This window comes from Pseudomonas sp. Pseusp97 (genome assembly GCF_047304025.1).
In the GTDB taxonomy this organism is placed as follows: Bacteria; Pseudomonadota; Gammaproteobacteria; order Pseudomonadales; family Pseudomonadaceae; genus Pseudomonas.
In genome coordinates this window covers 1-7215 of record NZ_JBGLYK010000255.1, presented here as the reverse complement: position 1 = coordinate 7215, position 7215 = coordinate 1, and the positions used below count along the sequence as shown (strand labels likewise).

8 protein-coding genes are annotated in these 7215 nt (G+C 66.3%); 7 read left to right on the top strand and 1 reads right to left on the bottom strand.

The window, feature by feature from the left end:
• Nucleotides 1–153 precede the first annotated feature (153 nt).
• Together ACCC94_RS26110 and ACCC94_RS26105 are read left to right on the top strand one after the other, a co-directional pair.
• Entirely contained in the window at nucleotides 154–1443 is a 1290-nt protein-coding gene (locus ACCC94_RS26110) for a M18 family aminopeptidase (protein WP_413352513.1), read from the top strand.
• Nucleotides 1444–1505: 62 nt separating this feature from the next.
• A complete protein-coding gene (locus tag ACCC94_RS26105; RefSeq protein ID WP_413352512.1) occupies nucleotides 1506–1907 on the top strand; it encodes a GFA family protein in 402 nt (133 codons plus the stop codon).
• Between the two features lie 277 nt (nucleotides 1908–2184).
• On the opposite strand, the gene ACCC94_RS26100 is transcribed toward ACCC94_RS26105, so the two are convergent.
• On the bottom strand, nucleotides 2185–2901 hold the full coding sequence (locus ACCC94_RS26100) for a UTRA domain-containing protein (RefSeq protein WP_413352511.1): 717 nt from the start codon (nucleotides 2899–2901) through the stop codon (nucleotides 2185–2187).
• Nucleotides 2902–3232: 331 nt separating this feature from the next.
• On the opposite strand from ACCC94_RS26100, the gene ACCC94_RS26095 reads away from it, so the two are divergent.
• From ACCC94_RS26095 to ACCC94_RS26075, 5 genes are all read left to right on the top strand, one after another.
• A complete protein-coding gene (locus tag ACCC94_RS26095) occupies nucleotides 3233–4291 on the top strand; it encodes an ABC transporter substrate-binding protein (RefSeq protein WP_413352510.1) in 1059 nt (352 codons plus the stop codon).
• A 55-nt stretch (nucleotides 4292–4346) separates the two neighbouring features.
• Nucleotides 4347–5156, top strand: coding sequence for an alkaline phosphatase family protein (locus ACCC94_RS26090; RefSeq protein WP_413352509.1), 810 nt, complete (start codon nucleotides 4347–4349; stop codon nucleotides 5154–5156).
• Nucleotides 5153–5995 (top strand): ABC transporter permease, encoded by an 843-nt coding sequence (locus tag ACCC94_RS26085; RefSeq protein WP_413352508.1) that lies wholly within the window; start codon nucleotides 5153–5155, stop codon nucleotides 5993–5995. Before ACCC94_RS26090 ends, ACCC94_RS26085 begins: the two co-directional genes overlap by 4 nt.
• A complete protein-coding gene (locus tag ACCC94_RS26080; RefSeq protein ID WP_413352507.1) occupies nucleotides 5979–6767 on the top strand; it encodes an ABC transporter permease in 789 nt (262 codons plus the stop codon). The genes ACCC94_RS26085 and ACCC94_RS26080 overlap by 17 nt, the downstream gene beginning before the upstream one ends.
• Nucleotides 6764–7215, top strand: a 452-nt coding sequence (locus ACCC94_RS26075) for an ABC transporter ATP-binding protein (protein ID WP_413352506.1), incomplete at its 3' end; no start/stop codon positions are given. The genes ACCC94_RS26080 and ACCC94_RS26075, both read left to right, overlap by 4 nt.

Here is a 7215-nt window from a genome sequence, read left to right as displayed (position 1 = left end):
CCCCGATCTCCCCCCCGCCTCCCGCCCACCCCCCCCCACCCCCGCGCCCCCCGCCGCCCACACATACACCCCCCGCTCCTACGAAGAGCTACCCAGGCCGCAGATTCGCGCATTTACGTTAAACTTCCGGCCATTCGCTGTCCGGAGTTACCCATGCGTGCAGAACTCAACCAGGGCCTGATCGATTTCCTCGCGGCCTCCCCCACTCCCTTCCACGCTACCCAGGCCCTCGCCCTTCGCCTCGAAGAGGCCGGCTACCAGCGCCTGGACGAGCGCGACGCCTGGCGTACAGAGGCCGGCGGCCGCTACTACGTCACCCGCAATGACTCCTCGCTGATCGCCTTCAAGCTGGGCACCGCGCCGCTGCTGGAGAACGGCCTGCGCCTGGTGGGCGCGCACACCGACAGCCCCTGCCTGCGCGTCAAGCCGAACCCCGAACTGGTGCGCAACGGTTACTGGCAGCTGGGCGTCGAGGTCTACGGCGGCGCGCTGTTCGCCCCCTGGTTCGACCGCGACCTCTCGCTGGCCGGGCGCGTCACCTTCCGCCTGGCCGGCAAGGTCGAGAGCAAGCTGATCGACTTCCGGGCGCCCATCGCAGTGATCCCGAACCTGGCGATCCACCTCAACCGCGAAGCCAACCTGGGCTGGTCGATCAACGCTCAGACCGAACTGCCGCCGATCCTCGCCCAGGTTGCCGCCGGCGAGACCCGCGACTTCCGCGACCTGCTCGGCGAGCAGCTGCAACTGGAGCACGGCATCACCGCCGACGCCATCCTCGATTACGAGCTGAGCTTCTACGACACCCAGCGCGCCGCCGTGATCGGCCTGGACCAGGCCTTCATCGCCGGCGCCCGCCTGGACAACCTGCTGTCCTGCTACGCCGGCCTGCAAGCCCTGCTGGGCAGTAGCGACGAGCAGAGCGGCGTGCTGGTCTGCACCGATCACGAGGAAGTCGGCTCCTGCTCCGCCTGCGGCGCCGACGGCCCGTTCCTGGAACAGGTGCTGCGCCGCCTGCTGCCCGAAGGCGATGCCTTCACCCGCACCGTGCAGCGCTCGCTGCTGGTTTCCGCCGACAACGCCCATGGCGTGCACCCGAACTACGCCGACAAGCACGACGGCAACCACGGCCCGAAGCTCAACGGCGGCCCGGTGATCAAGATCAACAGCAACCAGCGCTACGCCACCAACAGCGAGACCGCCGGGTTCTTCCGCCACCTGTGCCTGGAGAACGAAGTGCCGGTGCAGAGCTTCGTGACCCGCAGCGACATGGGTTGCGGCTCCACCATCGGCCCGATCACCGCCAGCCAGATCGGCGTGCGCACCGTGGACATCGGCCTGCCGACCTTCGCCATGCATTCCATCCGCGAGCTGGCCGGCAGCCAGGACCTGCACTACCTGGCCAAGGTGCTCAGAGCCTTCTACGACAACGCCGACCTGCCCTGACCCGAACGCCCGGCACCTGCCGGGCGTTTTTCATCATGGAAAGTATTTGAGGAGAGCCCGCCATGCCCTTCACCGGCAGTTGCCTGTGCGGCGATATCCGCTATGAGATCGACGGCCTGGACATGCCCATCGGCCATTGCCACTGCCGGACCTGCCAGAAGGCCCACTCGGCTGCCTTCGCCAGCACCGCGGGGGTGATGCGCGAACACTTCCGCTGGACCCAGGGTGCGGAAAAGGTAGCGGCGTACGAATCGTCCCCCGGCAAACTGCGCAAGTTCTGCCCGCGCTGCGGGACGCAGCTGATTGCCGAGCGTGACGGCCAACCTCACGTCATCGTGCGCGTGGCCAGCCTGGACGACGATCCGGGCACGCGGCCGGCGCGGCACATCTGGGTGTCCCATGACCGCCCCTGGCTGGCGCAGGACGGGATTCCGGCTTATCCGGAGTGGAACCCCGACCGCTGAAGGGGAATTTTGCTTTTCGTAGGAGCGAGCTTGCTCGCGAACTGTTTAGCTCCACATCGGCGCTGCCCTCTCCCTAACCCTCTCCCTGAAGGGAGAGGGGACTATCCTGAGTGTGGGCAGAGACAAGAGTTCGCCGGCTGACTCCGGCTTGTCGGCTTGCACCGAACAGCTCCCTCTCCCTTCAGGGAGAGGGCGGGGGGAGAGGGGATTCCCGGCGACTCCGGTGCCTGGTTCGCTAGCAAGCTCGCTCCTACCCATCCGGCTCAACGCCAGAAGATCAATCCGGCACTTCCACGCTGACGTGGATGGCATCGTGCCGCCAGAATTCCAGGTCGCAATCGATGATGCGCCCGTGCTGGTCGCCGTTGATGCGGGTGATGCGCAGCGCCGGGCTGCCCTGGGCGACGCGCAGGACGTTGGCCGCTTCGCCGTGCAGCGCGGTGGGCACCATGTCGAAGCGCACGCGGCCGTAGCGGATGTCGTAGCGGCTGGCATACAGCTCGGTCAGCGAGCAGGTCAGGTCGCTCTCAAGGATGCCGGGGAAGTAGGCCGGGTTGAGGTAGTGCTCGACATAGAGCACCAGCCGCCCGTCCACCCGTCGCACCCGGCGGATCTGGTAGACGCTCGACAGCGCCGGCAGCTCCAGCAGCTCGCAGATCGCCGCGCTGGCCGGCACCTGCCGCGCCGAGAGCACCTCGGTCGCCGGCACCCGCCCCTGCCCCTCGACCATCGCGTGGTAGTGGCTGCGCACCAGCGGGTTGTACAGCAGGCGCGGCGGCGAGACGAACCAGCCGCGACGCTCCTCGCGGTAGATCAGCCCCTGCGCTTCCAGTTGCCCCAGTGCCTCACGCAGGGTGATCCGCGTGGTGTCGAACAGCTCGCTCAGCTTGCGCTCGGCTGGCAGCTTGCCGCCGGCACTGAGCAGGCCGCTGTCGATCTGTTCGATGAGGGCGCGGCAGATCGCCGTGACCGTGGGTAGCGCCGTATCGCGCATTCGATTCCCTCTTTTGGACTAGTCCAGCCCCAGAACAGGGCATTTCCTTCCCCCGATGGGGTGCGCTCATCCTAGGAAAGCCCGATGACCGTCCCGTGACAACGCCTTTGCAAGCAGCGCTCATGCCAGATAACGACACCAGCGTAGCCCAGGCGGATCAAGGCGTCGGCCATGGTCTACGCTTTTCCCCGACGACCCGTCGGGCGTTCGAAGCCGGGCCGACACGCCGGGGGCTTACATCAAACTGTCATCCGCCCCGCTTAGATTGGCCTGCGTCTTGCTGATCTAGACCACGCTTGAAAACACTGAACGACATCCGAAGGAGCACCGAATGAAACGCTTGCTTGCTTCACTGCTGGGATCGGCCATTGCCCTTGGCAGCGGCCTCGCCATGGCGGCCACCGCCGACCTGCAATCGCTGGAAGCCGCCGCCCGCAAGGAGGGCCAGGTCAACAGCGTGGGCATGCCCGATAGCTGGGCGAACTGGAAGGACACCTGGAAGGACCTGGAAAGCAAGTACGGTCTCAAGCACATGGACACCGACATGAGCTCGGCCCAGGAGCTGGCCAAGTTCAAGGCCGAGAAGGAAAACGCCAGCGCCGACATCGGCGACGTCGGCGCCGCCTTCGGCCCCATCGCCATCCAGATGGACGTCAGCCAGCCCTACAAGCCCAGCACCTGGGACCAGGTCCCTGACTGGGCCAAGGACAAGGACGGCCACTGGGCGCTCGCCTACACCGGCACCATTGCCTTCATCGTCAACAAGCAGCTGGTGAAGGACGTCCCGCACAGCTGGGCCGACCTGCTCAAGGGCAAGTACAAGGTCACCATCGGTGACGTCAGCGCCGCGGCCCAGGCGGTCAACGGCGTACTGGCCGCGAGCATCGCCAACGGCGGTGACGAGAAGAACATCAAGCCGGGCCTGGAGTTCTTCGCCCAGCTCGCCAAGCAGGGCCGCCTGTCGCTGACCAACCCGGTGATCAACACCCTGGAGAAGGGTGAAGTGGAAGTCGGCATCGTCTGGGACTTCAACGGCCTGAGCTACCGCGACCAGATCGACCCGTCGCGCTTCGAGGTGCTGATCCCCTCCGACGGCTCGGTGATCTCCGGCTACACCACCATCATCAACAAATACGCGAAGAACCCGAACGCCGCCAAGCTGGCCCGCGAGTACATCTTCAGCGATGCCGGGCAGATCAATCTGGCCAAGGGCAACGCCCGTCCGATCCGCGCCGAGCACCTGACCCTGCCGGATGACGTGAAGGCCAAGCTGCTGCCCAACGAGCAGTACGCCAAGGCGCAGCCGATCAAGGACGCCAAGGCCTGGGAAGAGACCTCCAAGCGCCTGCCGCGCCAGTGGCAGGAAAACGTCATCATCAACATGCAATGACGCCCCGCCGCCCCGGTTCGCACCGGGGCGGCCGCGCTCAACGAAGGCCCGCCCCATGCGCCACGACGTCATCCTGGTCGTCCTCGACGGCCTCAACTACAGCGTCGCCCATGACTGCATGGGCCACCTGCAGGCCCTGTGCAACGCAGGCCGCGGCCAGCTCTACCGGCTCGAATGCGAACTCCCCTCGCTGTCGCGCCCGCTCTACGAATGCATCCTCACCGGCGTGCGCCCGATCGACAGCGGCATCCTGCACAACGATGTGTCGCGCCTGTCCAACCAGCGCAGCCTGTTCCACTACGCCCGCGATTCCGGCCTGACCACCGCCGCAGCGGCATATCACTGGGTCAGCGAGCTGTACAACCGCACGCCCTTCGACCCCGCGCGCGACCGCCACACCGACGACGAAACCCTGCCGATCCAGCACGGCCATTTCTACTGGACCGACCACTACCCCGACTCGCACCTGTTCACCGACGCCGAGTCGCTGCGCCGCCGGCATGCGCCGAACTGCCTGCTGGTGCACCCGATGAACATCGACGACGCCGGCCACAAGCACGGCCTGGGCACGCCGCAGTACCGCAACAGCGCGCGGCACGTCGACATCACCCTCTCCGAATACCTGCACCAGTGGCTGGCCGCCGGCTACCAGGTGATGGTCACCGCCGACCACGGCATGAACGACGACCGCAGCCACGGCGGCATCCTCCCCGAGGAGCGCGAAGTGCCGCTGTTCGTCTTCGGCGAAGCGTTCAGCCTCGACGACCAGGCGCGCCCGCGCCAGCTCGAACTCTGCGGCACGCTGTGCGAAATCCTCGGCGCCGCCCACGACAAACCGGTCTGCCGGGAGCTGCTCAAGGCATGAGATCGAACACCGGAAAACTCTTCGCCCTGCTCTGCCTGCTGCCCTTCGCGCTGTTCTTCTTCGCCTTCCAGCTCGCCCCGCTGCTGTGGGTGATGATCAACAGCGTGCGCACCGGCGACGGCTGGGGCCTGGCCAACTTCAGCGAGATCTTCGGCTCGCCCTTCTACCTGCAGGCGATCCGCTACAGCCTGGAAATCTCCCTGTGGTCGAGCCTGATCGGCCTGTTCATCGCCATCCTCGGCAGCTACTCGCTGCGCCAGGTGGACAGCCGGCTGCGCGACTTCGTGATGGCCTTCGCCAACATGACCAGCAACTTCGCCGGGGTGCCGCTGGCCTTCGCCTTCATCATCATCCTGGGCTTCAACGGCGCCATCACGCTGCTGCTGAAACAGGCGGGGATCATCGAGGACTTCAACCTCTACTCGAAGACCGGCCTGATCATCCTCTACACCTACTTCCAGATTCCGCTGGGAGTGATGCTCCTCTACCCGGCCTTCGACGCCCTGCGCGAGGACTGGCGCGAATCCGCCGCGCTGCTGGGCGCCAGCCAGTGGGCGTTCTGGCGGCACATCGGTATTCCGGTGCTGACGCCGGCGCTGCTGGGTACCTTCGTCATCCTGCTGGCCAACGCCCTGGGCGCCTACGCCACGGTCTACTCGCTGACCACCGGCAACTTCAACGTGGTGCCGATCCGTATCGCCGGGCTGGTCTCGGGCGACGTGTTCCTCGACCCGAACATGGCCAGTGCGCTGGCGATGGTGCTGGTCGGCCTGATGAGCATCATTACGCTGGCCCACCAGTGGCTGCTGCGCCGGAGCTACCATGTCGCGAAACGCTAGTCCGCTCTACCACCGCGTGGTGGTCTACGCGCTGTTCCTGATCCTGCTGGTGCCGCTGGCCGCCACCCTGCTCTATTCGCTGGCCACCTCGTGGAGCGCCAGCGTGCTGCCGGACGGGCTGACCCTGAAGTGGTTCATGACCCTGTGGAGCGATCCGCGCTTCCTCGTCGCTTTCGGCCAGTCGCTGCTGGTGTGCTTCGGCGCGCTGGTCCTCAGCGTGGTGCTGGTGCTGCCGCTGATGTTCGTCATCCACTACTACTTCCCGCGCCTCGACGCGCTGATGAACGTGCTGATCCTGCTGCCCTTCGCGGTGCCGCCGGTGGTGTCGTCGGTCGGCCTGCTGCAGCTCTACGCCTCCGGCCCGGTGCCCATGGTCGGTACGCCGTGGATCCTGATCGGCTGCTACTTCACCATCGCCCTGCCCTTCATGTACCGGGCGATCAGCAACAACCTGCAGGCGATCAACCTGCACGACCTGATGGACGCCGCCCACCTGCTCGGCGCCAGCACCTGGCAGGCCGCCCTGCTGGTGGTGCTGCCGAACCTGCGCAAGGGCCTGATGGTGGCGCTGTTCCTGTCCTTCAGCTTCCTCATCGGCGAGTTCGTCTTCGCCAACCTGCTGGTGGGCACCCGCTACGAAACGCTGCAAGTGTTCCTCAACAACATGCGCAACAGCAGCGGCCACTACACCAGTGCGGTGGTGGTCTCCTACTTCCTCTTCGTCCTGCTGCTCACCTGGGCGGCCAACCGTTTAAGCAAGGACAAGGCATGAGCTTCCTCAGCGTCGAGACACTGAACAAGAGCTACGGCAGCACCACGGTATTCCAGGACATCGACTTCGCCGCCGAGCGCGGCGAGTTCGTCACCCTGCTCGGCCCCAGCGGCTGCGGCAAATCCACCCTGCTGCGCTGCATCGCCGGCCTCACCGCGGTGGACAGCGGGCGCATCCTGCTGGACGGTGAGGACATCGTGCCGAAAAGCCCGCAGAAGCGCGGCATCGCCATGGTGTTCCAGAGCTACGCGCTGTTCCCCAACATGACGGTGGAGCAGAACGTCGCCTTCGGCCTGCGCATGCAGAAGGTGCCCGCGGCGGAGTCCGCCCAGCGCGTGCGCGAGGCGCTGGAGATGGTCGAACTCGGCCCGCTGGCCGCGCGCTATCCGCACCAGCTCTCCGGCGGCCAGTGCCAGCGCGTCGCCCTGGCCCGCTCGCTGGTCACCCG

Excerpts from the sequence above, each read along its gene's own strand:
- ACCC94_RS26110 (WP_413352513.1), top strand. The coding sequence starts at position 154 with ATGCGTGCAGAACTCAACCAGGGCCTGATCGATTTCCTCGCGGCCTCC.
- ACCC94_RS26105 (WP_413352512.1), top strand. The coding sequence starts at position 1,506 with ATGCCCTTCACCGGCAGTTGCCTGTGCGGCGATATCCGCTATGAGATC.
- ACCC94_RS26100 (WP_413352511.1), bottom strand. The coding sequence starts at position 2,901 with ATGCGCGATACGGCGCTACCCACGGTCACGGCGATCTGCCGCGCCCTC.
- ACCC94_RS26095 (WP_413352510.1), top strand. The coding sequence starts at position 3,233 with ATGAAACGCTTGCTTGCTTCACTGCTGGGATCGGCCATTGCCCTTGGC.
- ACCC94_RS26090 (WP_413352509.1), top strand. The coding sequence starts at position 4,347 with ATGCGCCACGACGTCATCCTGGTCGTCCTCGACGGCCTCAACTACAGC.
- ACCC94_RS26085 (WP_413352508.1), top strand. The coding sequence starts at position 5,153 with ATGAGATCGAACACCGGAAAACTCTTCGCCCTGCTCTGCCTGCTGCCC.
- ACCC94_RS26080 (WP_413352507.1), top strand. The coding sequence starts at position 5,979 with ATGTCGCGAAACGCTAGTCCGCTCTACCACCGCGTGGTGGTCTACGCG.